Here is a 25,800-nt window from a genome sequence, read left to right as displayed (position 1 = left end):
AGCCCCATAAGATTTACGTCCTACGATTGATTAATAGTGAAGTGTTCATAATGACAGTGATTGATACCAGCGATTTAGAAAAACACACCCCGATGATGCGCCAGTATTTGGGCTTAAAAGCGGCCCATCCTGATATGTTATTGTTTTATCGAATGGGTGATTTTTATGAGCTGTTTTACGATGACGCTAAACGCGCTTCTGAAATGCTAGGTATTTCACTGACGGCTCGTGGAAAAAGCGGCGGTGACCCGATTCCCATGGCAGGCATTCCATATCACGCCGTCGAAGGCTATTTAGCAAAATTAGTTAACATTGGTCAGTCTGTGGCTATTTGTGAGCAAATTGGTGATCCAGCGACATCGAAAGGGCCCGTTGAACGCCAAGTGGTGCGTATTGTGACCCCTGGCACCTTAACCGACGAAGCTTTACTGCAAGAAAAACAAGACAATTTACTGGCGGCACTGTATCAGGGTAAAACGGGTTTTGGTTACGCGACGTTGGATATTTCATCAGGTCGTTTTGTGGTTGCTGAATTACCCACTCGTGAAGCTTTAGAAGCCGAATTACAACGCACTAATCCAGCTGAGCTACTGTACAGTGAAGATTTTACTGACATGTTATTGATCAATAATATGAAAGGCATCCGTCGTCGCCCTGAGTGGGAGTTTGACTACGACACCTGTATTAATTTACTGCTCAATCAATTTGGCACCAAAGATTTACACGGTTTTGGAATTACTGATGCACGATTAGCGTTACAAGCTGCAGGTTGTTTAATGCAGTATGTCAAAGATACCCAAAAGATGGCGTTGCCACATATCAACTCGATTGTGCGCTTTAATCAATCAGAATCAATTATTTTAGATGCCGCAACCAGACGTAATTTAGAGTTAACTCAAAATTTATCTGGTGGGCGGGAGAATACTCTCGCATGGGTATTGGATAATACTGCCACCCCTATGGGTAGCCGTATGTTACAACGTTGGATCCATGAGCCATTACGCAATCGTCAAACAATTCAATATCGACATAGTGCGGTCAGTGAACTGATTGAACAAGATTTGTATCAAACGTTACATGAGCAACTAAAAAGCTTAGGTGATATCGAACGTATTATGGCTCGTTTAGCACTACGTAGTGCCAGACCACGTGATTTTTCACGCTTAAAGCAAGCACTAACGCTTCTGCCTGAAATCCAGCAAACATTAGCAATATGCCAACAACCTCGATTAAACACGTTAGTACAATTACTGGGTGAATTTCCTGAACAACACGATTTATTAGAACGCGCTATTGTAGACAACCCTCCCATGTTAATTCGTGATGGTGGCGTTATCCGTACTGGCTATAATAATGAGTTAGATGAATGGCGCAAGTTGAGTGAAGGCGCCAGTGATTATTTAGTCGAACTTGAAGCTCGTGAGAAACAACAAACAGGGATTAATACCTTAAAAGTCGGCTATAACCGAGTTCATGGTTACTATATTGAAGTGAGCCGTTTACAGTCAGATAGAGTGCCACTGAGCTATCAGCGCCGCCAAACACTCAAAGGCACCGAACGTTATATCACCCCAGAATTGAAAGAATACGAAGAGAAAGTACTGTCTAGCCAGGGCAAAGCACTCGCGCTCGAAAAACAACTGTGGGAACAACTGTTTGACTTGTTGTTACCTAAACTACAAGAATTACAGCAGTTTGCAACGGCTGCTGCCGAGTTAGATATATTAAGTAACTTTGCCGAACGAGCAGAGTTATTTAATTATCAATGCCCACAAATGAGCCACGACATTGGCATTAATATTGAAGCGGGCCGCCATCCTGTCGTTGAGCGAGTTAGCCAAGCAGCGTTTATTGCTAACCCAGTTGCATTAACACCACAACGCCAAATGCTTATTGTTACAGGCCCAAATATGGGCGGTAAATCAACCTATATGCGCCAAGTAGCATTGATTACATTAATGGCACATATTGGCTGTTTCGTTCCAGCAGACCATGCTCAAATTGGTGAAATCGACCGGATTTTTACCCGTATTGGTGCATCAGATGATTTGGCATCAGGCAGATCAACTTTCATGGTTGAAATGACCGAAACAGCTAATATTTTACATAATGCTACTGCAAACAGTTTAGTGTTAATGGACGAAATAGGTCGCGGCACCTCAACCTATGATGGTTTAGCACTCGCTTGGTCTGCTGCTGAATATCTTGCGAAAAACGTCAGTGCCCTGACATTATTTGCTACTCATTATTTTGAATTAACTCAATTGCCCGAGCTATTACCGTCAGTGATTAATGTGCATTTAGATGCAATAGAACACGACGACACAATTGCCTTTATGCATTCGGTACAAGAAGGTGCTGCAAGTAAAAGTTATGGTCTACAAGTTGCAGCCCTAGCGGGTGTTCCGGCCTCCGTCATTAAAGCGGCAAAACATAAGCTTCATCAACTAGAAAACCGAGATATGACATTATCTCAACAGAATCCAACTCAAGTGAGTATGAACTTATTACCTCCAATTCCAGAGCCATCACTAGCACTGGAAAAGTTAGCCCAAATTAATCCAGACGAGTTGACGCCGAAGCAGGCTTTAGATTATTTGTATGAATTGAAGCGATTAAGTCACACGAACACCTAGCGCCGAAAATAACTGCTTAAGTGGTTTTTTGAACTGCAGAAGCCTGCAAAGGCTTCCATTTCAATGACATACCAGGTGTTACATCGAACAAATAACAGTCTCAGTAACAACTTTAAAAATACGTTGAAATGAACCAATAGCATTAAAACACCATCAATAATAGCTAGGTTATATCGTCAAATTGCAACTACACAACGCTTAAATTAAGTTGGCGATTAGTGGGATAAACCTAATCACATGAGTCAAAATACAAATACTCATATAGGTTTTAACCCGAACATCGCAACACCTTAATTGACCTTATTGAGACATTAACGATGACATATCATTTGTGTGTTGATGATAGTCTACCGCTTAATATTCACAATATACTTCCACTATCCATTAGTCTCTGAATAATGCTTCAACTGACAGTCCTTGCGACCCTAGTAAGTCTTTTAAACGTTTAAGTGCTTCGACTTGAATTTGACGAACACGCTCACGTGTTAGACCAATTTCGGCACCGACATTTTCTAATGTTGAAGGCTCATATCCGAGCAAACCAAAACGCCGCGCTAATACTTCACGCTGTTTGGTATTCAATTCATTTAACCAGCCTACTATCGAATTAGATAAATCTTCATTTTGTACCCGATAATCAGGGCCAACGGAATCATCATCAGCAATAACATCTAATAATGCCTTCTCATTATCGCCGCTGAGAGGCGAGTCTACCGAAGTGATTCTTTCATTTAACTTCAACATACGACTGACATCACCGGTAGACACATCTAATTTTTCGGCAATCTCTTCTGCTGTAGGTTCGTGATCAAGCTTTTGGGCAAGCTGTCTTGCTGTCCGCAAGTACACATTTAATTCTTTTACAATATGAATCGGTAAACGAATAGTACGAGTCTGGTTCATTATTGCCCGTTCAATGGTTTGTCTAATCCACCAAGTCGCATAAGTGGAAAAACGGAAACCACGCTCAGGATCAAACTTTTCAACCGCTCGAATCAAGCCTAAATTGCCTTCTTCGATAAGATCGAGCAGCGCTAAGCCACGATTGTTATATCTTCTGGAAATTTTAACAACAAGACGGAGATTGCTTTCTATCATGCGGTTGCGAGACTTTTCGCATCCTTTGAGGGATTTACGTGAAAAAAACACTTCTTCCTCTGCTGTCAGTAGCGGAGAAAAACCTATTTCACCTAAATATAATTGAGTAGCGTCTAAATTTTTCTGTAAGTCATCTTGGACTTTTTCTTCAATATCAAGTTGTTGCACCAAATCGCGTTTATCGGTTGCAACTTCTGGTGGTTGTTTAGCTAGATCGACAAGACATTCTGCTGAAGCAGTATTATTTTTGCGGCTCATAATTGCTCTCCCAAACCTAATTTGTGGTATTTAATCTACTTCACTTGCTTATCCTCCGTTAATTATGTTGCTAAACAATTACTGTTTAGGTAGATATCGTAATGGGTTGACAGACTTACCATGAAATCGTACTTCAAAGTGAAGCATAACTTGGTGTGCCCCGGTACTGCCCATTTTTGCAACTGTTTGTCCTGCACTCACATATTGCTTTTCTTTAACCAATATCGTGTCGGCATGCGCATAAGCACTTAAAAAATCATCATTGTGCTTGATAATAACTAAGTTGCCATACCCGCGCAGTGCATTGCCGGCATACACGACTCTCCCATCTGCTGCGGCTTTAATAATATCGCCGCGATTACCAGCAATCTTTATACCTTGATTGCCTTGTTCTGATGCCGAAAAATATCCAACTATTCGACCTCTAACTGGCCAGAGCCATTGCTGAACTTGCTGTGGCAAATTAACAACAGAACTACTCGCACTTTGGTTAATTGTTTGTTGGGTAGTTGTTACAGAATACGCAGGCTTCACTTTGTGATCAAGATCTTTTTTCGTTCTGGCCGAAACGACTACTGGGCTTGGGTTTGGTGTAGCTGCTGGTTTGATTGTTTTTAATTTAGAACTATCTGAGCTCGATATATAGGGCTTAGTGACAGCTTGGGTTTGCACTGAATTAACATAAGGTTGGGATGTTCGAGCTGGTGCCGATTGACTATTATTTGTAGCCGCTAAATTAAGCGTTTGCCCAGGATAAATAGTATAAGGAGCCGATAAACGATTCAAACGAGCAACTTCGACAAAATTACGCCCAGCTCCCCAAGCTATTGAATAAAGTGTATCGCCTTTCTTTACTTTATATTTATCGTTTTTTAACGAGCCTTTATGATATCGAGGACCATGATTTTTTGACGATAAGCTATCTACCGGTGCGGGACGATCAGCTTGAAAGCTGCATCCAGTGAGCATGATTGCTAAGACCACAAAGTTTGGCCAACCGGTATTCATCAAACAAAATCCTTAACGGGGAAAATACGTGATTGTTAAGCTAAAGAAGCTTACTCCAAACGAAAACATCAATAATTGATAAAATTCATTTCTATCGTGTTAACTAAGCCAAATCTCCATTAATAAGAGGTACAAATTTAACAGCCTCTATAATCTCAGATTGGAATGTCTGTCCGATACGGGTAATTTTGAGTAATTGCTGGGTGTCTTCTCCTACCGGAATAATCAATACGCCATGCTCGGACAATTGTTCAAGCAATGCTTGAGGTACTGTTGCAGCTGCAGCTGTCACCATTATTCCATCAAATGGTCCACGGTTTGACCACCCTTGCCAACCATCACCATATTTGAATGCGACATTGTGTAAATCTAGACGTTTTAATCTTTGACGAGCTTGTATTTGTAATGCTTTTATACGCTCAATTGTGAAAAGCTCAGGAATTAGCGATGCTAAAACAGCTGCTTGGTAACCTGAGCCAGTGCCAATCTCTAACACTTTTTGAGGATTGTGCTGCAGCAGCAGTTCAGTCATTCGAGCCACAATATAAGGCTGCGAAATTGTCTGTCCCTGTCCGATAGGTAATGCAGTATTTTCATACGCTTTATGAGCTAATGCACCATCAAGGAACAATTCACGTGGTGTTGTTGCTACAGCATGCAATACCGCAGGATGTCGGATCCCTGCTTCGGCCAATTTTTTGGCTAAATTCATTGCTGATGTAGAAGCTACGCGTGTCATATTTTTATTATCCAATCGGCTAATCCATCAAGTTGATTGTATGCCGTTAAGTCTACAGTGAGTGGCGTTATGGATACATATCCCGCGGCAACCGCACCAAAGTCAGTCCCTTCTCCGGCATCTTGCTCACTGCCAACAGGACCAAGCCAGTATATATCTTTACCCGCTGGATCTTGGGTTTTTATCATACCTTCAGCTTTATGTCGGGCACCTAAACGGGTGACTTTAATCCCTTTAATTTGTGCTAAAGGTAAATCAGGAACATTAACATTCAAAATTTGGTCACGGCTAATGGGATGTTCCAGCAACCCTTTTACAATTTTGGCAGCAAAGATGGCTGCTGTATCGTAATGAATTAATGATTTTCCAACCAGTGACACTGCTATGGCAGGTAAACCTAAAAATCGTCCTTCCATTGCCGCTGCAACAGTGCCTGAATATAAGGTGTCATCCCCCATATTCGCCCCAGCATTGATACCAGAAACAACGATATCGGGTTCGGTTTGACACAATTGCCTAATAGCGAGATGGACACAATCTGTCGGAGTACCGTTAACAGAAATATAACCATTTTCTAAGTTATTAATTCTTAATGGATTAGTCAAGGTTAATGAATTGCTCGCACCAGAGCAATTACGATCCGGTGCGACGGTTAATACTTGCGCAAACTCACTCAATGCGTGGGTTAATGCAATAATACCGGGGGCTCTCACGCCATCATCATTACTGACTAAAATATTAATCATTAATTAACACTCTTCATTTTTTTGTGCTTGTTGCTCGGCAACCATGACTTTTCGTTGTGACTCTTGGACATCTTGATAATCAGCAAGTTCGCGTAACACCGAGGTGGCATAACTCCCTGCAGGTAATACAAATTCAACAGTGAGCGTATCAGCATCAAACTGCCATTTCATTCCTTGAGGTTCAAGTAATAATGGCCGTCTCTCTTGTGATAAACCTGCTTCTTCGAGTCCCTGTAAATCAGCCGATAATTCAGCTAATGGCGTTAATTCTAAAGCTAATGCCTCACCTTGTGCTAATGGCGTTCCCCTTCCCCAAAGTGGAGCGGAAAGTTGGATATCTTTTTCAGCTAAGCGGTTGTTAAGTACCTCATCCCATACTTCGGCGGTAAAATAGCTTTTACTACCCGCTAGCATCACGCAATCACCCGCGACGGTATCTGCCTGATGATTAGCTAATCGAAATGACACCACCTGATTGAACACATTAGAACGCACAGCTGATAAATACATGCTGCGTTTATGGCGATCTTTTATGTTACGACCACCACTTAGCATTTGTCTGCCTAAGATCAGGTTTTTACCATCGTGGCCAAAACGCTGCTCACCAAAGTAATTAGGGACTCCGAGTTTTGCTATCTGCTGTAAACGAGACTCGACATCGGCCGTATCATTGATATTGCGTAATGTCAGAACAAATCGATTTCCTAGCAAGGCGCCTATACGCAATTTTTTACTGTGACGACTGCTCGACAGAATGGTTAATTTATCATCATTCAGCTGCGTCCACTCTGGCGTTTCTTTACCAGGAATGCGTATCCCGAACCATTGTTCAGTGATGGCATTTTTGTCTTTCTGACCTGCAAAAGTCACTTCTTTTGGATGCACTTTCGCAAATTTAGCTAATATCTCGGCAACATAAACGGTATTCATGCCATTTTTACGCACATGAAGCATATGATGCTCGCCTTCCCCTGTTGGAGTAAAAGGCAAAATTTCTTTAACTATAAAGTCGCTGTTATAGGTACGTAAATCAGCTTGGCTTATTGGTTTACCAAATAGGTAATGTAATTCTTTCATGTGACAGAACTCTCTTTATTTTTTAGGTTATTGGCTCTTCATCAACACAACAGCTTCAACAGCAATGCCTTCTTTACGTCCAGTAAAACCGAGATTTTCGGTTGTTGTCGCTTTAACATTAATATTATCGATATCTGTTTGTAAGTCAGCACTTAAGCACTGACGTATTGCTTCAATGTGTGGCGCCATCTTAGGTGCTTGAGCAATAATAGTGACATCAAGATTGCCTAAAACAAACTGCTTTTGCAGTGCAAGTTGATAACAGTGTTTTAATAGCACTCGACTATCGGCACCGGCAAAATTAGCATCAGTATCAGGAAAGTGTTTACCTATATCACCTAACGCCATCGCTCCTAATATCGCATCACTAATGGCATGCAGTACCACATCGCCGTCAGAATGGGCAATCAGTCCACTGTCATAAGGAACAGTAACACCACCTAAAACCAGTGGGCTATCACCGCCAAATTTATGTACATCAAAACCATGACCGATACGAATATTCATTTAAAAACCTTATCTTAACTTGCTTAGAGCTGATATTAACGAGTGCGGCTATTTCAGTTAACTATTGTTGTGACATAAACAGAGCAGCCAATTGTAAATCATCTGGATGAGTCACTTTGATATTATCCATTCGGCCATTAACCAACCCCGGCATAACCCCAGCCCATTCCATGGCACTGGCTTCATCGGTAATAGGTACCTGCGCTGCTAATGCAGCCGATAAATGAGTACGTAAAATCGAGACTGGGAAAAATTGCGGCGTTAATGCATGCCATAGCAACGAGCGGTCAACGGTATGAACAATAAGCCCACTGGCGTCACTGCGCTTCATGGTGTCACGAACGGGCGCAGCAAGAATGGCACCTTGTGGATGAATGGCGACAGACTTAATCAATTGGGTGATATCTTGGTGAGTTACACAAGGTCTTGCGGCATCATGAACGAGAGCCCACGCCCCTGGATTATAGTTGTGCGCATAATCTAATGCTGCTAAAACAGAATCAGCACGCTCTCCACCACCAACAACTTGGGTTAATTTAGGATGTTGTGATTGTGGTAACTGGTTGAAATAGTTGTCTTGTGGATGCAATGCAACAATGACCTGATCTATATCAGGATGAGCTAATAACGTATCTAATGTATGGCCAAGAATGCTTTGTTGGCCAAGCATTAAATATTGCTTAGGTTTATCTGCTCCCATGCGGCTGCCAACACCTGCAGCAGGCACAATTGCAATAATGGATCGAGGATTGTTTGACATATATGCAGCACCAATATTTAAAGTAATATGATTAAGGGTTAAACCTGCTGTGCAACTCAATGTTAACGATTAAATTGGTTCCGTTCACGTAGTTCACTGCCAACGACCCGATAAAAAGTTTCACCTTCTTTAACCATACCTAACTCGTTACGGGCACGCTCTTCAATGGCTTCAGTGCCACGTTTTAAATCGATAATCTCTTCTTTAAGAATTTGATTTCGAGCGACAAGCTTGCCGTTACTTTGTTCTTGGCCTGCTATTTGGGTTTGCAATAAGACATATTCTGACAAATTGTTATCGCCCAACCAAAGCCGGTACTGTAAAAGTGACAATAAACAAATCAGTAAAAATATTAGTTGCTTCATAATATTAACTTATGTCGAAGTAATCCTTAGAAAATATGTCCGTTATAGTACAACAAAAAAGGCCACCGAGTGGTGGCCTTTTTAAGCTAAAGCAAAAATATTATCCTTGGCCTTTAACTTCTTTAAGACCGTTATATGGTGCTTTTGAACCTAGTGCTTCTTCTATACGTAGCAATTGGTTGTACTTAGCAACACGGTCACTACGGCTTAGTGAACCGGTTTTGATTTGACCTGCCGCTGTACCAACAGCTAAATCAGCAATCGTTGAATCTTCTGTCTCGCCACTACGGTGAGAAATAACAACAGTAAAGCCTGCATCTTTGGCCATTTTAATTGCAGCCAAAGTTTCGGTTAAGGTACCGATTTGGTTGAATTTAATCAAAATAGAGTTAGCGATGCCGTTGTCGATACCACGCTTAAGAATTTTAGTGTTTGTTACGAATAGATCGTCACCCACTAATTGGATTTTATCGCCCATTAGTTTAGTTTGGTGAGCAAAACCATCCCAGTCAGACTCGTCCAGACCATCTTCGATAGAAACGATTGGGTAGCGTTCAGTAAGACCTTGTAAGAAGAAGTTAAATTCTTCAGAAGTAAACTTCTTGCCTTCACCTTTAAGATCGTAGATGTTGGCTTCTTTGTCGTAAAATTCAGAAGCAGCACAATCCATCGCTAACGTGATATCTTTACCTAGCTCGTAACCTGCGTTGGCAACAGCAACTTTGATTGCAGCAAGTGCAGCTTCGTTAGATGCTAGGTTTGGAGCAAAACCACCTTCATCACCAACCGCAGTTGAGTGACCGTCAGCTTTAAGTACTTTAGCAAGGCTGTGGAATACTTCCGCGCCCATACGTAGGCCTTCACGGAAAGTTTTAGCGCCAACAGGTTGGATCATAAACTCTTGAATATCAACGCTGTTATCGGCGTGCTCGCCACCATTGATGATATTCATCATTGGAAGAGGCATAGAGTAAACACCTGGTGTACCGTTTAGATCAGCAATGTGAGCATATAAAGGGACGTGTTTAGCAGCAGCGGCAGCTTTTGCAACAGCTAGAGAAACAGCAAGAATGGCGTTAGCGCCAAACTTTGCTTTGTTTTCGGTACCATCTAAGTCAATCATGATTTGGTCAAGTTCAGCTTGAGCCAATGCATCTTTGCCTTTAAGTGCTTCAGCAATTGGGCCATTAACAGCAGCAACCGCTTTAAGAACACCTTTACCTAAGTAACGTGCTTTGTCGCCATCACGCAGCTCTAATGCTTCACGACTACCGGTTGATGCGCCAGATGGTGCCGCAGCCATACCAATAAAACCGCCTTCTAAATGCACTTCAGCTTCTACTGTTGGGTTACCGCGCGAATCCATAATCTCGCGACCAATCACTTTAATGATGTTAGCCATAATTCCCTCGTACTTTGTGTAAGTAAATTAAAAAATTAAAAGAAATAAAAAGTTAATACCAATAAAAATACATAACAGACTTAAAAAAGCAGATTTATTGGTATATAACTTTCAGTTTAGTAATTTTAAATCGATTAGTGCTTAGGATAAATCGAATTAGACTTTGCATCAACTTAGTTTTCACTGCTGTTACACGTCATCAGTGCGATTATATGATCTAACGCAAGTATCTTGAATAAAAAAGCCGCTAATGGATACATTAGCGGCTGGTTCATTAATCGATATCGCGTTTTTGATACGCATAAGAAGCGGCTATAAACCCTTCAAACAATGCATGACCGTCGCGTGGGGTTGAGGTGAATTCCGGGTGGAATTGACTCGCAACAAACCATGGGTGATTTGGTAATTCAATCATCTCGATCAGTTTACGATCAGATGACAAACCACTAAACACTAAGCCGGCCTTCTCTAGGCGTTCAATGTAGTTGTTATTCACTTCGTAACGGTGACGATGACGTTCAACACAAGTAGCAGAATCATAGGCTATTGCCGCTTTTGTGCCTTCTTTTAAATGACATAGCTGAGCGCCTAAACGCATAGTGCCACCTAAATCTGAAGACTCATGACGCGTCTCAACATCCCCTTCTTCATTAATCCACTCAGTAATTAAACCCACTACTGGATAAGGTGTCTGTGGATTAAACTCAGTTGAGTGCGCACCTTCTAAACCTGCTACATGACGAGCAAATTCAATTAATGCTACCTGCATACCTAAACAGATACCAAAGTACGGAAGATTGTTTTCACGAGCAAATTTAGCAGCAAAAATCTTACCTTCTACGCCACGTTCGCCAAAGCCGCCAGGTACTAAAATACCATCTAGACCTTGCAACACTTCTTCGCCTTTAGCTTCAACTGTTTGTGAATCAATGTACTTAATGTTCACTGTCACACGGTTTTTTAAGCCTGCATGCTTTAATGCTTCATTCACCGACTTGTATGCATCAGGAAGTTCAATGTACTTACCGACCATACCAATAGTGACTTCACCATTTGGATTGGCTTCTTGGTAAATAACGTTTTCCCACTCAGACAAATCAGCTTCGTTACACGTTAAATTAAAACGTTTAATGACTAAATCATCTAATCCTTGTGAGCGTAATAACGCAGGGATTTTGTAGATGCTATCAACGTCTTTTAATGAAATAACCGCACGTTCTTCTACGTTACAGAATAGTGAAATTTTAGCTTTTTCATTGGCAGGAATTGCACGGTCGCCACGACAAACCAATACATCCGGCGCAATACCAATTGAACGCAACTCTTTAACAGAGTGTTGAGTCGGTTTGGTTTTAATTTCACCAGCAGCGCCTAAGAATGGCACTAAGGTTAAATGCATAAATAGTGTACGTTCGCGTCCTAGCTCAGAACCTAATTGACGAATAGATTCAAGAAACGGCAATGATTCAATGTCACCTACCGTGCCACCGATTTCGACAATCGCCACATCATGGCCTTCACCACCAGCTAACACTTTTTCTTTGATCGCGTTAGTAATGTGTGGAATAACCTGAATGGTTGCGCCTAAATAATCACCACGACGTTCTTTACTAATGACTTCTTCGTAAATACGGCCAGTAGTAAAGTTATTGCGACGATTCATTTTGGTTCGAATGAAACGTTCGTAATGACCTAAATCGAGATCGGTTTCTGCACCATCTTCAGTCACGAAAACTTCACCGTGCTGAGTTGGGCTCATGGTACCCGGATCGACGTTAATATAGGGGTCAAGTTTCATAATGGTTACATTGAGGCCACGCGCCTCTAAAATTGCCGCGAGCGAAGCTGCTGCAATGCCTTTACCTAGTGATGAAACAACGCCACCAGTAACGAAGATATACCTTGTAGTCATGCTGAACCTGAGAAAATGTGTTGGAAAAAACGTGCTTGTAAGAAAGCACTAGGACGGGGCGATATTATAGCAAAGCCACCTCGTTTCGACAAACTTAAACGCGCTAATTTTAGCTTAATTTATGTTTTCGTGTTGTTTTACTACATTCCAGTAGTGGTCTAATTCTTCCAGGCTATGCTGTTGTATCGGTTTTCCACTATTGTCTACACATTGCTCAACCCCTCTAAATCTACGTTCAAATTTATGATTGGCTTGACGTAGTGCTTGTTCAGGATCAACGTTTAAATGACGAGCAAGGTTCACTACAGCAAACAATAAATCGCCCATTTCATCAACAATTCTCGGCTGATAAAAATCAGGGTCTTGATGTCGTAGATTAACTTCTACCAGTACTTCATCGATTTCTTCATGTATTTTGGCAACAACAGGCTCAAGCTCGGCCCAATCAAAGCCAACTTTAGCCACTCGATGTTGAATTTTTCGTGCTCTAGATAACGCTGGTAATGCTTGAGGGATATCATCTAACGCTGAGTGCAGTTGTTTTTGCTGACGTTCATTGGCTTTTAACGAATCCCACGCTTGGCTTAAATCGTGAATATTGGTAATGGCACCAACAACGTTGTTTTCTGGTTGAGCAAATACATGTGGATGACGGCGAATAAGCTTATCGCTAATTCGCGCTACTACCGTCGAAAAATCGAACTTACCTTGCTCTTGCCCTAATTGGCAATAAAACACTATCTGAAACAATAAGTCGCCCAGTTCATCAGGTAACTCTTCCCATGCTTGTCGCTCAATAGTATCAACAACCTCATAAGCTTCTTCTAAGGTAAAGGGCACAATACTGGCAAAATCTTGCGCTTGATCCCAAGGACAACCAGACTCGGGGTTGCGCAATTGCTGCATGATGGTCAGTAACGATTGAATATCTGCCACAGAAACGGTCCTCTATTGTAAAGATAAAATCTAATAAAAAAGCACCTAACAAGTAGATGCCTTCTCGATAAGTCCATGATGTTAATTACGTTATAATCGACGCGACTCAATCACACCATCAACGAGCGACAGTTTACCGAGAATCCGTGATAAACCATCTAAATTATACAATTCAAGTTCAAGCTCTACGGTGGCAGTTTGGCTTTTAACATCAGAAGATGAACTCATCGCCATCACATTGGATTTCTCTGCCGCTAGCACTGTGGTTAAATCTCGTAATAAGCCACTGCGATCATGGGCAAGTACTCTAACGCGAATACGATAACCACCAGAATAGTTCTCACCCCAAATCACATCGACACTGCGTTCTGGGTGAGCACGCATTAATTCTTTCACTTGTTCGCAATCACTACGGTGCACAGAAATCCCCCGCCCCATAGTAATATAACCAAATATTTCATCGCCGGGAACGGGTTGGCAACAACGTGCAATGTGGCTCATTAAATTACCAACGCCATTAACTTCGACTTGGCCTTTACTCGACTTTTTAGGTTTATGTGACGCTTTCTTTATAATGTCTTCAAGTAAGTTTTCGTCAGTGTCTTCTACTTTGCGAATTTTGGTATCGGTAAAATTAACCACTTGATTTAAACGTAAATCCCCCCCACCGATAGCCGCTAGCATGTCATCCATAGTGTTTAAATTAAAGCGCTCTACCGCCACTGCAGCATCTTTAACTTTAAGACCCACTCGGGCTAATTCAGACTCAAGCATCTCTTTACCCGCGGCAATATTTTTATCGCGGTCTTGTTGCTTAAACCAATGTTGAATTTTTGAACGCGAACGAGACGACTTGATATAGCCTAAATTAAGATTGAGCCAGTCACGTTTTGGGTTAGGCGTTTTTGAAGTGATAATCTCAATGCGCTCACCCGTTTCAACTTGGTACGTGAATGGCACAATGCGGCCGTCGACTTTTGCACCAATACATTTATGACCCACTTGAGAGTGAATATAATAAGCAAAGTCGAGTACAGTTGAGCCTAAAGGTAAGTCAACAACTTCACCACTTGGGGTAAATACATAGACTCGGTCTTCAAATACTTGGCTACGGACTTCGTCAACCAAATTACCACTTTCAGCGACATCTTCTTGCCACTGTAAAATTTTACGCAACCAGTTAATTTTTTCTTCGTAACCCGTTTGTTTGGTATTACTGGCACCTTCTTTGTATTTCCAGTGCGCGGCAACGCCAAGCTCAGAATCTTGATGCATCGCCTCAGTACGAATTTGAATTTCTACTGTTTTGCCTTCAGGACCTACGACTACTGTATGAATAGATTGATAGCCGTTCGGTTTTGGATTTGCTACGTAATCGTCAAACTCACGCGGAATATGGTGCCAAAGGTCATGTACAACCCCTAACGCGCCATAGCAATCTTGTAATCTTTCGGTGACAATACGCACTGCACGAACGTCAAAAAGCTCATCAAACTTGAGATCTTTGCCCTTCATTTTTCGCCAAATACTGTAAATGTGTTTTGGGCGACCGTACACTTTGGCGCGAATATCATCGCTATCTAAACGTTGCTGTAACTGGGTGACAAACTTGTCGATAAACACTTCTCGGTCGACACGCTTACCATCAAGCTGTTTAGCAATGTCTTTATAAACGGTTGGATGCAAGTAGCGAAAAGAAATATCTTCAAGTTCCCACTTTAATTGACCAATGCCCAAACGGTTAGCGAGTGGCGCATAAATATCAGCAATTTCACGTGCTAATAACACCCGAGTTTCTTCATCGGCGTTTTTGACCGCACGCAGTAAGCATACACGTTCGGCTAATTTGATCACTACGGCGCGAACATCTTCAACCATGGCTAATAACATTTTTCGGATGTTATCTATTTGCGGTTCGACATCGCGCGAGTTTTGACTGACTTTTAATGCGCCAATGGCATTCATGGTCACAACACTGGCAACTAACCTTGCAAGGTTTTCACCGTATTGCTCTAGAATTTGCTCTTCGTTGAGAACACCCGCATCGAATAGCAAAAATAATACTGCGGCTTGTAGCGTTTCGATGTCCATATTCAGCGGCGCTAAGATTTCGATCATTTCGCGAGCGCGCGCAAGCAGTTCAGTATGAGCCAGTTTGTTTTTAACCGGTAGGGCCTCAACTTGCTGGATCAATACCAATAACTTCTGAGCATCATCTTTGTCGTCGAGATAACGAGCGACCCACTCATCTAATTGGAATGCTTGCGTATTAAAATGTGCTTCGCGAACAGATACCATGAACCCTTCCTTAGCCGCATGACCGACTGACATCCAACCATATGCACATGGCATAGTGTGCATAAATGGTGTTAACACCAACTGAACAACCTATCTTGAAGCGCTATATTCTTTTGTCAATTCAATAGCGTTCAGTTGGCCAATTTTTTAGCATACCTATCGTAAGCGGCTAAAAAATCGTTGTTTAAATATTTAATTCAAATAACACCATGGCTTCAATATGATGTGTCTGTGGAAACATATCGACTAATCCCACTTGGGCAATTCGATATCCACTGGCTAATAATACACTACTGTCACGCGCTAAACTTGCCGGATTACATGAAACATACACCACTTTTTTAGGTTGCATTTTCTGTAACCATTGTAAACTTTCAAAAGCACCGGCTCGAGCAGGGTCCAGCAACAGTTTATCAATTTTGCCTAACCATGTTTGCGTCGAAAGATCAGCACTTAAATCCGCATGATAGAAAGTCGCATTATCCAATTGGTTGTCGACAGCGTTTTGCTTGGCTTGTTGCACCATCTCAGGCACACCTTCAACACCAATGACTTCTGCAGCCTTTAATGCCAACGGTAAACTGAAATTACCCACACCACAGAATAGATCTAAAATACGCTCACCAGATTGAGGGTCTAACCATTCGATGGCTTGATCGACCATGGCCTGATTAATAGCACCGTTAACTTGGACAAAATTACCAGGAGTGAATGAACAACGAACAGCCTCCTGTGCAAGATGATAATAAGGTAACGAGACAACTTCATCACCAGCTGGCAGCAAGGGAAACAATTGGGTTAATTGACCAGCATCATCTTGCAATAACAAGTTAAGTTGGTGCTTTTCGGCAAACCCCGTTAACCAACGAATATCAGATGCTGGCAACACTTTAGTCACTCTTAATACCGCAAAATTACCGTTATCAGCTTGGGTTAGTTCAACATGCCCTAAACTAGCCTTAGCTTTAAGTTGATTTAAATTAGCCGCTAATGGGGTAATTAAAGCGGACAATGACTCAGATAACACAGGGCACTGTTGAATAGAAACAATTTTATTGCTATTTCCTGCGCGAAACCCAAGTTGTAACCGCTGAGTATTTTTATCAAATAATGTGGCCAATCTTGCGCGTCGTCTATAATGCCACGCCTCACCCACTATAGGGTCAGCGACAATATCAGCATCAATAGCTTTAGCACTCGACAGCTTGCTGATGAGATCAACCAAAGCAGTTTGTTTATGATCGCGTTGCGCATTAGTGTCCATGTGCTGCAAATCACAACCGCCACATTGTTGGTAATGTGGACAATGAGGTTTGATTCGATTAGCCGATGCAGACTCAATAGAGATGAGCTTGGCTTTAGCGTAGCTTTTCTTTTGTTCGACAAATTGCACCGTAGCGGTCTCTCCCGGTAACACTCCCGGAATAAACACTATTTTGCCTTGATGTTGCGCTATACCTGCACCTAAATGGTCAAGTTGAGTGACACTGAGGCTTAACTTTGCTGATAATTGCTTAGATTTGTTCGGTTTTGCTTGGAAAAATTGTGCCATTTCGGCCTCAGGTATTGAATAAAAAACTAGTCAAGAGTGCGCCATATCTGGCAGTCTAGACGGAATAACAGCGATTTAGTAACAGGGATATACCTAACAGCCATGAAAAGTGCCAACAATATGACCAAATACAGCCTACGCTCTTGGGTTCTGGTACTTGCGTTAGCGCCCACGATTGTAGTGGGTATTCTACTTGGAAGTTATTTCACGATAAACCGCTTTTATGAATTGGAACAAACCTTAATTGAAAAAGGCAGCAACATTGTTGAGCCATTAGCCATTGCCAGCGAATTTGGCATTATCACTCAAGATCGTGAATCAACTAAACTTTTACTCGCCGCCTCGCAAATAAACAATGCATCCCTGATCCTATCTATTGCTGTTTTTGATGCCGAAAACCAACTCTTTGTCACTTCGCACTACCACAAAGATTTTGAAACGATGCGTTACAAACAAACGTTGGCAAACTTAATCGGCACAGAACATGAAACAATTGGCGATACCTTGGTCATTCGTGTGCCAATAATATCCCATACAGGGTTAGAACCAAAACATGTTGCCAGTATAAATCGCCAAAGTAACGGTGATATCAATAATAATACTTCTGCCAATGGCGTCGTTACGCCTATTTACAATAATCAACAAGAGCGAATTTTAGGCTATATATCAGTATTACTAAATAAAGAAAACGCCCTACTCGAACAACATCGAGCAGCTATAGCGGCGTTTATTATCGTATTAATCGGGGTGCAATTTAACCTATTTTTTACCTTCCGCTTAGTCAAGCACGTGAACTACCCCATTACTGAAATGGTGCGAGTGGTAGCCAAAATTCGTGAAGGTAAACTCGATACTCGCCTAGAAGGCAACTTGATTGGTGAACTGGATCTGCTTAAACGAGGGATCAACGCAATGGCTGGCTCATTGTCTGAATACCACGATGAAATGCAGCAAAATATTGATCAAGCGACCTCTGATTTACGTGAAACCCTCGAGCAGATTGAAATTCAAAACGTTGAGCTCGATATTGCCAAAAAACGCGCGCTTGAAGCGAGTCGGATTAAATCAGAGTTCTTAGCCAACATGTCGCACGAGTTACGAACGCCACTCAATGGTGTCATCGGATTTGCACGACAGTTATTAAAAACACCACTGCATACTAGCCAGCTCGACTACATAAAAACCATTGAACGTAGTGCCAGTAACCTACTGGGTATTATTAACGATATTCTCGACTTCTCTAAACTGGAAGCCGGTAAAATGATATTAGAAAAAATGCCTTTTGCACTGCGAGAAACGCTAACTGAAACCCTGACTATTATTGCCGGTAGTGCACAAGAGAAAGGACTAGAACTGGTTATCGACATTGATGCTAATGTGCCAGAAAGTGTCAGTGGCGACGCGATGAGAGTCAGCCAGATTATTACTAACTTAGTCGGTAACGCTATCAAATTTACCGACAAAGGCAGTGTCATACTCAAAATACACTTAGTGGGTCAGGACGAAGATAACATTACCCTGCGCTGCGAAGTTATTGACACCGGTATTGGTATTGATGAGAGTCAGCAAGAATATTTATTCCAAGCATTTGGTCAAGCCGACTCATCCATTTCACGCCGCTTTGGTGGCACAGGATTGGGCTTAGTGATTACTAAACGCTTAATCAACCAAATGGGTGGCCAGATAGGCTTCACCTCTGCACCTAATAAAGGCTCAAATTTCTGGTTTATTCTGCCACTTGGGATCAGTCAATTTGAAATTGGCGAAGTGTTGCCAGTTGATGCGTTGCAACATAAATCAGTCTTATTGTATGAACCACGGGAATTAACCCGCGATACATTAAATCGCCGCTTGGTGTCGTGGCAATTAATTATCACTAATGTGGCCAATCCAGAAAATCTCACCTCCGTGTTACAAACTAAAAACAGCAAATTTGATTACATCATCATGAGCTGCCATGGTTTTGCCGACAATGCGTCTTTTATTCATTTATTACAGCAAGCCAAACAACATACTGACTGCCTGATTTTATTACATGACTGTCTAGATCAAGACATGATAATCAATGTGTTAAAAGTCAACGCAGATGTATTACTCAGCACCCCGGTGAGCGATTTTACCCTAGCGCATCATTTAATATATCCGCCAGTACCTTCTACTTTTGTCAGTTTACCTGAGCAGATAAATCTCGATGTAACACAACGCCTCAATGCATCAGTATTGGCCGTTGACGACAACATGGCCAATCTAAAGTTAATTGATACTTTGCTCAAAGAATTAGTCGACAATGTGGTGACAGTTAACAATGGCGCGGATGCGATTCAACAAGCTAAAAAACAACCATTTGACCTAATCTTCATGGATATTCAAATGCCAGGAACCGACGGCATAACCGCAACCCAGCAAATACGTTCAGAATCACTCAACCGTAATACGCCGATTATTGCAGTAACGGCACATGCTATAGCCGAAGAGCGTGAGAATATTTTGGCTAGCGGTATGGATGGTTTCTTGCCTAAACCGATTGATGAATTATCACTAAAAGGCGTCATTAGCCGCTGGATAATTAAACCCCAATTTACCCATTTTGATACTCATGTTCTCAATTGGGATTTATGCTTAACCCAAGCAAACCAGAAAACCGATTTAGCCTTAGACATGTTAAAGATGTTAGTTAATTCATTACCTGAAACAACCGCAACTATCGATAAGGCATTAATAGCCAGAGATGCAGAGACACTATTGCAGGCAGTGCATAAACTGCATGGCGCAACATGTTATTGCGGCGTACCGACCACACAAAAGCTCTGCCGGGATATTGAGTCAGCATTAAAGCATAAAATTGACATCGATGACCTAGAACCTGAAATACTAGAGTTACTTGATGAGTTAACTAAGGTAGAATCAGCTGCAAATCAAGTGATAAACCAGCTATCAGTGGATGTTCCCCATGACCAGTAAAACCGGTTTTTTTAAACGCCTAAAGGCATTGTCGTTACCTCAGAAGCAGCTTTTTGCACTCGCACTGTGTCAAAGAATGCTCCCAAACTATCAATTATTTTCTGAAGTATGTGAATTTGGCCAACCGCAGGTATTAAGTACTGCACTAGAGTTATTATGGCAAAGCCAATATGACAAAAAGCTTAAGTTCAATATTGATGTGCATTTACAGCGCCTCGATGAAAACACCCCTGATCCTAGCGATTTTGAAGCCTATGGTGCTTATCCTGCCATGGATGCGGCTGTTGCCATCGCCACCTTAATGGGTGCGATAGATGGAAAAATTGAAGAAGATATCACTAACATCAGTAAGTTATCATCAAGCACTGTCGCCAATTATATTGAAGCTATTAGTGATGAATCATTAATGGATGAAGAACTCGATGAGTTTGTTTTTTCGCATCCAGTAATGGAACAAGAAAAAGAATTACAAGGCATGTTACTCGACATTATCGAAGCCAATCCAGACATAACCAGCGAACTGGTTAAAGGTTTGCGTAAAGATATTATCGAAGCTGGTGTGTCTAATATTGGTATTAGCCTGTAGTTCGAACTTGTAGAACAAATCGATTAATGTCAATCAACATCATTTAGCCTGAAATTATTCAGGCTTTTTATTGAGTCTCGTGCAATGAGAAGAATTTTTTATCAAGGTTTCACTTTCAGTAACGCCAATGGTAAAACTGATGACTGGACACTAGTAATTGGTAATCAAGTACGAGTAGGTTCGTTATTTGAATTAAGAAGGCAAGTGCATTTTTTTTCTGAACTGGGAATATTACCCCCTCCGAAAATATCAAAGGCGAATTTAGCCTTAAAATCTGACAAATAATCACTCGTTTACCTTTAGCCTAATTGCATCTGCCTATCGAAAAGCAGTAAAGTGATCTTATTATCATTTTGCTAAGGAATTGCGAGGGATGTCCAGTATTCTTACCCCGCTAATCGCTGTATTTATTATTATGCTGCTCGGCAGTATTGTTCAAAAAATGCGACTGTTGCCAGCAGACACCGATTTGATCCTCAATCAGTTTGTCTATTACATTGCTTTCCCCGCAATATTACTGATTGTGCTTGCTGAAACGCGCATTGAAGACATTATTCAATGGGGCTTTATTGGTGGGTTTAGCCTAGCGATGGTCATTACTTACGCCTTAGTGATTGTTGTATCACTACTTAGCACACCTAAGAAGCAGGCCGTTGCTGCAATGCGCGCATTAAACGCTACCTTTGGTAATACCGCATTTATTGGTATTCCATTGCTGAGTTTATTATTCCCAGGTCATAAAATGGCATTAGTCGCTGCAGCGATTGCCAGCTTGTTGTCGGTGTTCATGTTTGCTTTTGCTTTAGTATCAATTGAGCTAGCCAGCCGTGATAAACAATCAACCGACCATGCCATCGTCATCATGGCTAATGCCCTGTATAAAAACCCCATCGTGGTTGGCAGTGTTATTGGCATTGGTTTATCAGCACTGCATATTACCTTACCGGATAGTCTGGCCTTAATGTTACACCAGGTGGGAAATACCTCTAGCCCATGTGCACTGTTTGCCATAGGAATGGTACTTGCCAAAGCCTTACGACATCAATCTGACACAAAGATGTTCAGTATTGGCTTGATTGCGGAACTGAATTTAATCAATTTACTCAAGTTAATTATTCAACCATTAATCGCCTTTGGTTTACTCAAACTGTTCGGCGTAGAAAAGGAATTACTGACCATGGGAGTTATTTTAGCAGCGTTACCAACGGCAGCAAGTGTGTATCTATTGGCCGACCGCTACCAAATTAACGCCAACGTCAGCGCCCAAGGCATTTTATATGGCACATTAATCACTTTTATCAGTTTGCCAATAATAGAAACACTCTTAAAATCCATTGCTTAATGATCAATCAAACCTAGATGATAAAATAGTCAACGATAATTATTGCTCAACCACTTTACTGTATATAAAATCAGTATATACTGTTTATCAATACAGTGGTTTGGTAGTTTCATTGACAGGAATTCATTATGCTTTGCCAACTCAGCATCAACAACTTTGCTATAGTGCGCTTTTTAGAACTCGACTTTAAAGCCGGTATGACAAGCATCACCGGCGAAACAGGTGCAGGTAAATCGATTGCTATCGATGCGCTTGGATTATGTCTTGGTAATCGAAGTGATGCCAACACTGTCAGGCCTGGAGCCAACAAAACTGAAGTAAGTGCACGATTTACCCTTCATGATGTTCCTTTAGCCAAACGCTGGCTTGAAGATAGCGATCTTGATGCTGAAGATGAGTGTATATTGCGTCGAACCATTAACAGTGATGGACGCTCAAGAGCCTACATAAATGGTAATCCTGTGCCTGTGACGCAATTAAAAGCCATCGGTCAACTATTGATTGGTGTTCACGGTCAACATGCACATCACGCAATGCTTAAAAGCGAGCATCAATTAAACCTACTCGACCACTATGCTAACCACAAAATACTGCTTGATAGCGTTAGCGCTAGCTATCAACGCTGCAAACAAGTGGAAAACGAGCTAAAGCATCTTGAGCAAGCTCAGCACGAACGCATTTCACGTCAACAGCTACTGCAATATCAAGTAGAAGAGCTTAATGAGTTTAACTTAGGCTTGGAAGAATTTGATGAAATAGAACAAGAACACAAACGCTTAGCCAATGGCACCGATTTAATTGAACGTTGCCAAGCAGGGTTACACTTATTGACCGAAAGTGATGAAGGCAATATAGAATCTCTGCTTAATAAAGTGGCCAGTATTGCTGATACGCTTCAAGGTTATGATGAATCCCTTGCACCTATTGGTACTATGATTAGCGATGCGTTAATTCAAGTACAAGAAAGCGCTAGCGAAATTGAAAGTTATTTAAGCAGTTTAGAACTTGACCCAGAACATTTTGCCTATTTAGAAAAACGCCTTTCAACGGCAATGCAATTGGCGCGTAAGCATCATGTGAGTGCAGATAAGTTGGCGCTACATCATCAAGCATTGATGAATGAATTAACCGAACTTGCTGACGATGAAACTAAATTAGATGGTATAAGACAACAACTTGAAGCCACCAGAAATGCCTATTTAACCAATGCACAAAAACTGAGTCAAAGTCGTAGTCGTTATGCCAAAGAATTAGACAAGCTAGTCACTCAGTCTATCCATGAGCTCAATATGCCTAAGGGTAAATTTACCATTCAGATTAGTCATAATCCGGACAACATTTCAGTTAATGGCTGCGATAGCATTGAATTTATGGTTACCACTAACCCTGGACAACCTTTGCAACCTATCTCTAAAGTCGCCTCTGGCGGTGAGTTATCGCGGATTGGATTAGGGATTCAAGTGATCACAGCTAAAAAAGTCGCCACTCCAACACTCATATTCGATGAAGTTGATGTGGGTATTTCTGGACCAACAGCATCTGTCGTCGGTCGTATGTTACGTAGCCTTGGTGAGTCGACTCAAGTGTTATGTGTCACCCATTTGCCGCAAGTTGCAGGTAATGGCCATCAACATATGTTTGTGAATAAATTTAATAAAGGTGGCAACACCGAAACGACCATGCAGACCTTAGATAAAGATCAACGGGTGAATGAACTTGCACGCTTATTAGGTGGTGATGTCATTACCGAAAATACCTTGGCTAATGCCCGTGAGCTGTTGCAATAATCGTTATGCACTTATAAAAAGCAAATCAATATGTTAACGTAAAGTTAAAATAGATTTACGGATAAATCATAATGATGAAAGTAATAAAGGGCTTGGGTATTTTTGTCGGGCTAATATGTAGCTTACTGGTATTCACCGTTGTCTGTTTAGTGACTATTAATGCAACAGACAGAACAAAGTCACCTAACACTCTTTTAGTTGAAAACTGGCTAAAACAGCAACCTATCGACCCTAGCGAAAATGGCTATGAGTATGCAATTACTATCGTAGGCACAATAGGAGATGATAAAACAAATGATAAAAAACCATTTATCAGCTTCAGCGAGCAAGAAATTGAGTTAACTGACAATTTTAAAACCGCTTGTTATCAAACGGATTTGATAATATGCAGTGAATTTATTAGCGATAATAGCGATAGTATTAGAAATGTCATTGGCGCTCATAAAGCCAATATACAACAATATAATTCATTATTAGATATGCCTTATTGGCAAGAAGAACCACAGTCTTTAACCCCAAATAATCAAGCTCACTGGGGTCTGCTTTTTAAGTTAAGAGATGTTCGTCAGCTTGCTGCGATAATAAGTGTAGATACATCTGACAACACACTTGACCAACAAGCTGCGGTAGCATTTTTAAACAAAGATGCACATTTTTGGAATATGGTTTATCACTCATCTCGCTCAACACTCAATCATATGATTGCCGTTAACATGATCAAATATCAGCTTAATTTAGCTAGCACCTTAGCTAAAACCACTGATGCAGCTGTTGCAACCAAAGTTACAGCTTGGCAAACATCTTTCGAATTAACTGATAGTGATTTTGAACGGATATTTTCTGGAGAATGGCTTTTTGCCCATAACGTTACAGAACAAATGTTAATTGAAGTGCAGTCTGATAGCGTGACTTTTTATGAGAAATGGTTAGCCTATGCGTTGCTTCAGCCAACAGACAGTGACAATCTTATGGCTGAGTATATTGTCAGCCTAGTAAAGGAACCGGTTTCAACGACCTCGATGCACACGCTCAAAGAACCAAATTATTGTTCTAACGACAATTTTTTTCAGCAATTATGGATGTTACGTTACAATCCGATTGGTAAACTATTTAATTGCACTGTTTATGGAACAGATTACAAACAACGTTTAACCAATATGAATACAGAGTTAGAGCAATTGCGGACCAATCTACTTACCGCAAAATCATCCTAGTAAGTAGCTGCAACTGATTTAGTATAAGTATTATCGACATAAAAAGAGCACAAATGTGCTCTTTTTATGTATTAGATGCGATTATAATCATTGTTTATAATCAGGTATTGATAATATATTTATAGATAATAGACCGTTAGTTGCACACCGATTAACGAAAATATTCCCGCCAATACATCATCAATCATTATCCCAAAACCGCCATGCACTTTGGCATCGAGCCAGCGAATAGGCCATGGTTTTACGATATCAAAAAAGCGAAAAAGTACAAAACCAAGTGCTAACCACATAAAACCTAAAGGCGCTGCAATCATGGTGATCATCAAGCCAACTACTTCGTCCCATACAATTGCACCATGGTCATGTACGCCCATATCTTTAGCTGCTTTGCCACAAATATAGAATCCAGCGAGCATGCTAATACAGGTAATGATAAGGTAATTAGTTAAGCTTAACTGTTGCATGAGTAGCACGATGGGAACTGCGGCTAAAGTACCAAAAGTACCCGGTGCTTTTGCCGCTTTACCGCTGCCAAAGCCTAATGCCAAAAAGTGAATTGGATTGGCTAAAGAAAGCTTTTTTACAAATTTATCTTGGGTTAATAGTCTCATAGTAC

General features: G+C 41.2%; 21 protein-coding genes. 7 read left to right on the top strand and 14 right to left on the bottom strand.

All coding sequences use genetic code 11. The annotated features are described in order from the left end of the window. Window positions 1-50: 50 nt before the first annotated feature. Window positions 51-2,636, top strand: a complete 2,586-nt coding sequence (mutS, locus tag H5181_RS03790) for a DNA mismatch repair protein MutS (RefSeq protein ID WP_011636535.1) — start codon at window positions 51-53, stop codon at window positions 2,634-2,636. Window positions 2,637-3,020: 384 nt separating this feature from the next. Here the strand turns inward: mutS and rpoS are convergent, their stop codons facing one another. From rpoS to rlmD, 13 genes are all read right to left on the bottom strand, one after another. Next, a complete protein-coding gene (gene rpoS, locus H5181_RS03785; RefSeq protein ID WP_011636534.1) occupies window positions 3,021-3,992 on the bottom strand; it encodes an RNA polymerase sigma factor RpoS in 972 nt (323 codons plus the stop codon). A 78-nt stretch (window positions 3,993-4,070) separates the two neighbouring features. Then, window positions 4,071-5,003, bottom strand: coding sequence for a peptidoglycan DD-metalloendopeptidase family protein (locus tag H5181_RS03780; protein WP_404948486.1), 933 nt, complete (start codon window positions 5,001-5,003; stop codon window positions 4,071-4,073). Between the two features lie 100 nt (window positions 5,004-5,103). Continuing rightward, window positions 5,104-5,739, bottom strand: coding sequence for a protein-L-isoaspartate(D-aspartate) O-methyltransferase (locus tag H5181_RS03775; protein WP_011636532.1), 636 nt, complete (start codon window positions 5,737-5,739; stop codon window positions 5,104-5,106). Continuing rightward, the gene (gene surE, locus H5181_RS03770) at window positions 5,736-6,485 is read right to left on the bottom strand and encodes a 5'/3'-nucleotidase SurE (RefSeq protein WP_011636531.1); all 750 of its coding nucleotides are present in this window, start codon (window positions 6,483-6,485) and stop codon (window positions 5,736-5,738) included. The genes H5181_RS03775 and surE overlap by 4 nt, the downstream gene beginning before the upstream one ends. A gap of 3 nt (window positions 6,486-6,488) precedes the next feature. Further along, window positions 6,489-7,562, bottom strand: a complete 1,074-nt coding sequence (truD, locus tag H5181_RS03765; protein WP_011636530.1) for a tRNA pseudouridine(13) synthase TruD — start codon at window positions 7,560-7,562, stop codon at window positions 6,489-6,491. A 27-nt stretch (window positions 7,563-7,589) separates the two neighbouring features. Continuing rightward, the gene (gene ispF, locus H5181_RS03760; protein WP_011636529.1) at window positions 7,590-8,069 is read right to left on the bottom strand and encodes a 2-C-methyl-D-erythritol 2,4-cyclodiphosphate synthase; all 480 of its coding nucleotides are present in this window, start codon (window positions 8,067-8,069) and stop codon (window positions 7,590-7,592) included. A gap of 61 nt (window positions 8,070-8,130) precedes the next feature. Beyond that, window positions 8,131-8,829, bottom strand: coding sequence for a 2-C-methyl-D-erythritol 4-phosphate cytidylyltransferase (gene ispD, locus H5181_RS03755; RefSeq protein ID WP_102036130.1), 699 nt, complete (start codon window positions 8,827-8,829; stop codon window positions 8,131-8,133). A gap of 62 nt (window positions 8,830-8,891) precedes the next feature. Further along, entirely contained in the window at window positions 8,892-9,194 is a 303-nt protein-coding gene (gene ftsB, locus H5181_RS03750; RefSeq protein ID WP_102036124.1) for a cell division protein FtsB, read from the bottom strand. 100 nt (window positions 9,195-9,294) lie between these two features. Further along, window positions 9,295-10,596, bottom strand: coding sequence for a phosphopyruvate hydratase (gene eno, locus H5181_RS03745; RefSeq protein ID WP_101085635.1), 1,302 nt, complete (start codon window positions 10,594-10,596; stop codon window positions 9,295-9,297). 274 nt (window positions 10,597-10,870) lie between these two features. Next, complete coding sequence (locus H5181_RS03740) at window positions 10,871-12,508, bottom strand: CTP synthase (RefSeq protein WP_102036125.1); 1,638 nt, start codon at window positions 12,506-12,508, stop codon at window positions 10,871-10,873. 114 nt (window positions 12,509-12,622) lie between these two features. Beyond that, a complete protein-coding gene (gene mazG, locus H5181_RS03735) occupies window positions 12,623-13,444 on the bottom strand; it encodes a nucleoside triphosphate pyrophosphohydrolase (RefSeq protein ID WP_182750257.1) in 822 nt (273 codons plus the stop codon). A 90-nt stretch (window positions 13,445-13,534) separates the two neighbouring features. Next, window positions 13,535-15,742, bottom strand: a complete 2,208-nt coding sequence (gene relA / locus H5181_RS03730) for a GTP diphosphokinase (RefSeq protein WP_182750256.1) — start codon at window positions 15,740-15,742, stop codon at window positions 13,535-13,537. 184 nt (window positions 15,743-15,926) lie between these two features. Then, window positions 15,927-17,294 (bottom strand): 23S rRNA (uracil(1939)-C(5))-methyltransferase RlmD, encoded by a 1,368-nt coding sequence (rlmD, locus tag H5181_RS03725; protein ID WP_182750255.1) that lies wholly within the window; start codon window positions 17,292-17,294, stop codon window positions 15,927-15,929. 102 nt (window positions 17,295-17,396) lie between these two features. On the opposite strand from rlmD, the gene barA reads away from it, so the two are divergent. The 6 genes from barA (at window position 17,397) to H5181_RS03695 (ending at window position 25,184) form a co-directional block, all read left to right on the top strand. Then, window positions 17,397-20,255: a two-component sensor histidine kinase BarA gene (gene barA / locus H5181_RS03720; protein WP_182750254.1), complete on the top strand. Its 2,859-nt coding sequence runs from the start codon at window positions 17,397-17,399 to the stop codon at window positions 20,253-20,255. Further along, complete coding sequence (locus H5181_RS03715; RefSeq protein WP_059746434.1) at window positions 20,245-20,841, top strand: YjaG family protein; 597 nt, start codon at window positions 20,245-20,247, stop codon at window positions 20,839-20,841. Before barA ends, H5181_RS03715 begins: the two co-directional genes overlap by 11 nt. Window positions 20,842-20,925: 84 nt before the next feature. Then, window positions 20,926-21,126, top strand: coding sequence for a DUF3319 domain-containing protein (locus H5181_RS03710; protein WP_011636519.1), 201 nt, complete (start codon window positions 20,926-20,928; stop codon window positions 21,124-21,126). An 88-nt stretch (window positions 21,127-21,214) separates the two neighbouring features. Then, complete coding sequence (locus H5181_RS03705) at window positions 21,215-22,183, top strand: AEC family transporter (protein WP_059746435.1); 969 nt, start codon at window positions 21,215-21,217, stop codon at window positions 22,181-22,183. Window positions 22,184-22,311: 128 nt separating this feature from the next. Further along, on the top strand, window positions 22,312-23,970 hold the full coding sequence (gene recN, locus H5181_RS03700; protein ID WP_059746436.1) for a DNA repair protein RecN: 1,659 nt from the start codon (window positions 22,312-22,314) through the stop codon (window positions 23,968-23,970). Between the two features lie 71 nt (window positions 23,971-24,041). After that, on the top strand, window positions 24,042-25,184 hold the full coding sequence (locus H5181_RS03695; RefSeq protein ID WP_182750253.1) for a hypothetical protein: 1,143 nt from the start codon (window positions 24,042-24,044) through the stop codon (window positions 25,182-25,184). Between the two features lie 119 nt (window positions 25,185-25,303). On the opposite strand, the gene H5181_RS03690 is transcribed toward H5181_RS03695, so the two are convergent. After that, window positions 25,304-25,795: a phosphatidylglycerophosphatase A gene (locus tag H5181_RS03690; RefSeq protein ID WP_182750252.1), complete on the bottom strand. Its 492-nt coding sequence runs from the start codon at window positions 25,793-25,795 to the stop codon at window positions 25,304-25,306. Between the last annotated feature and the right edge of the window lie 5 nt (window positions 25,796-25,800).

Source organism: Shewanella sp. SG44-2, from assembly GCF_014164215.1.
In the GTDB taxonomy this organism is placed as follows: domain Bacteria; phylum Pseudomonadota; class Gammaproteobacteria; order Enterobacterales; family Shewanellaceae; genus Shewanella; species Shewanella frigidimarina.
This window is presented reverse-complemented; position numbering and strand designations above follow the sequence as displayed.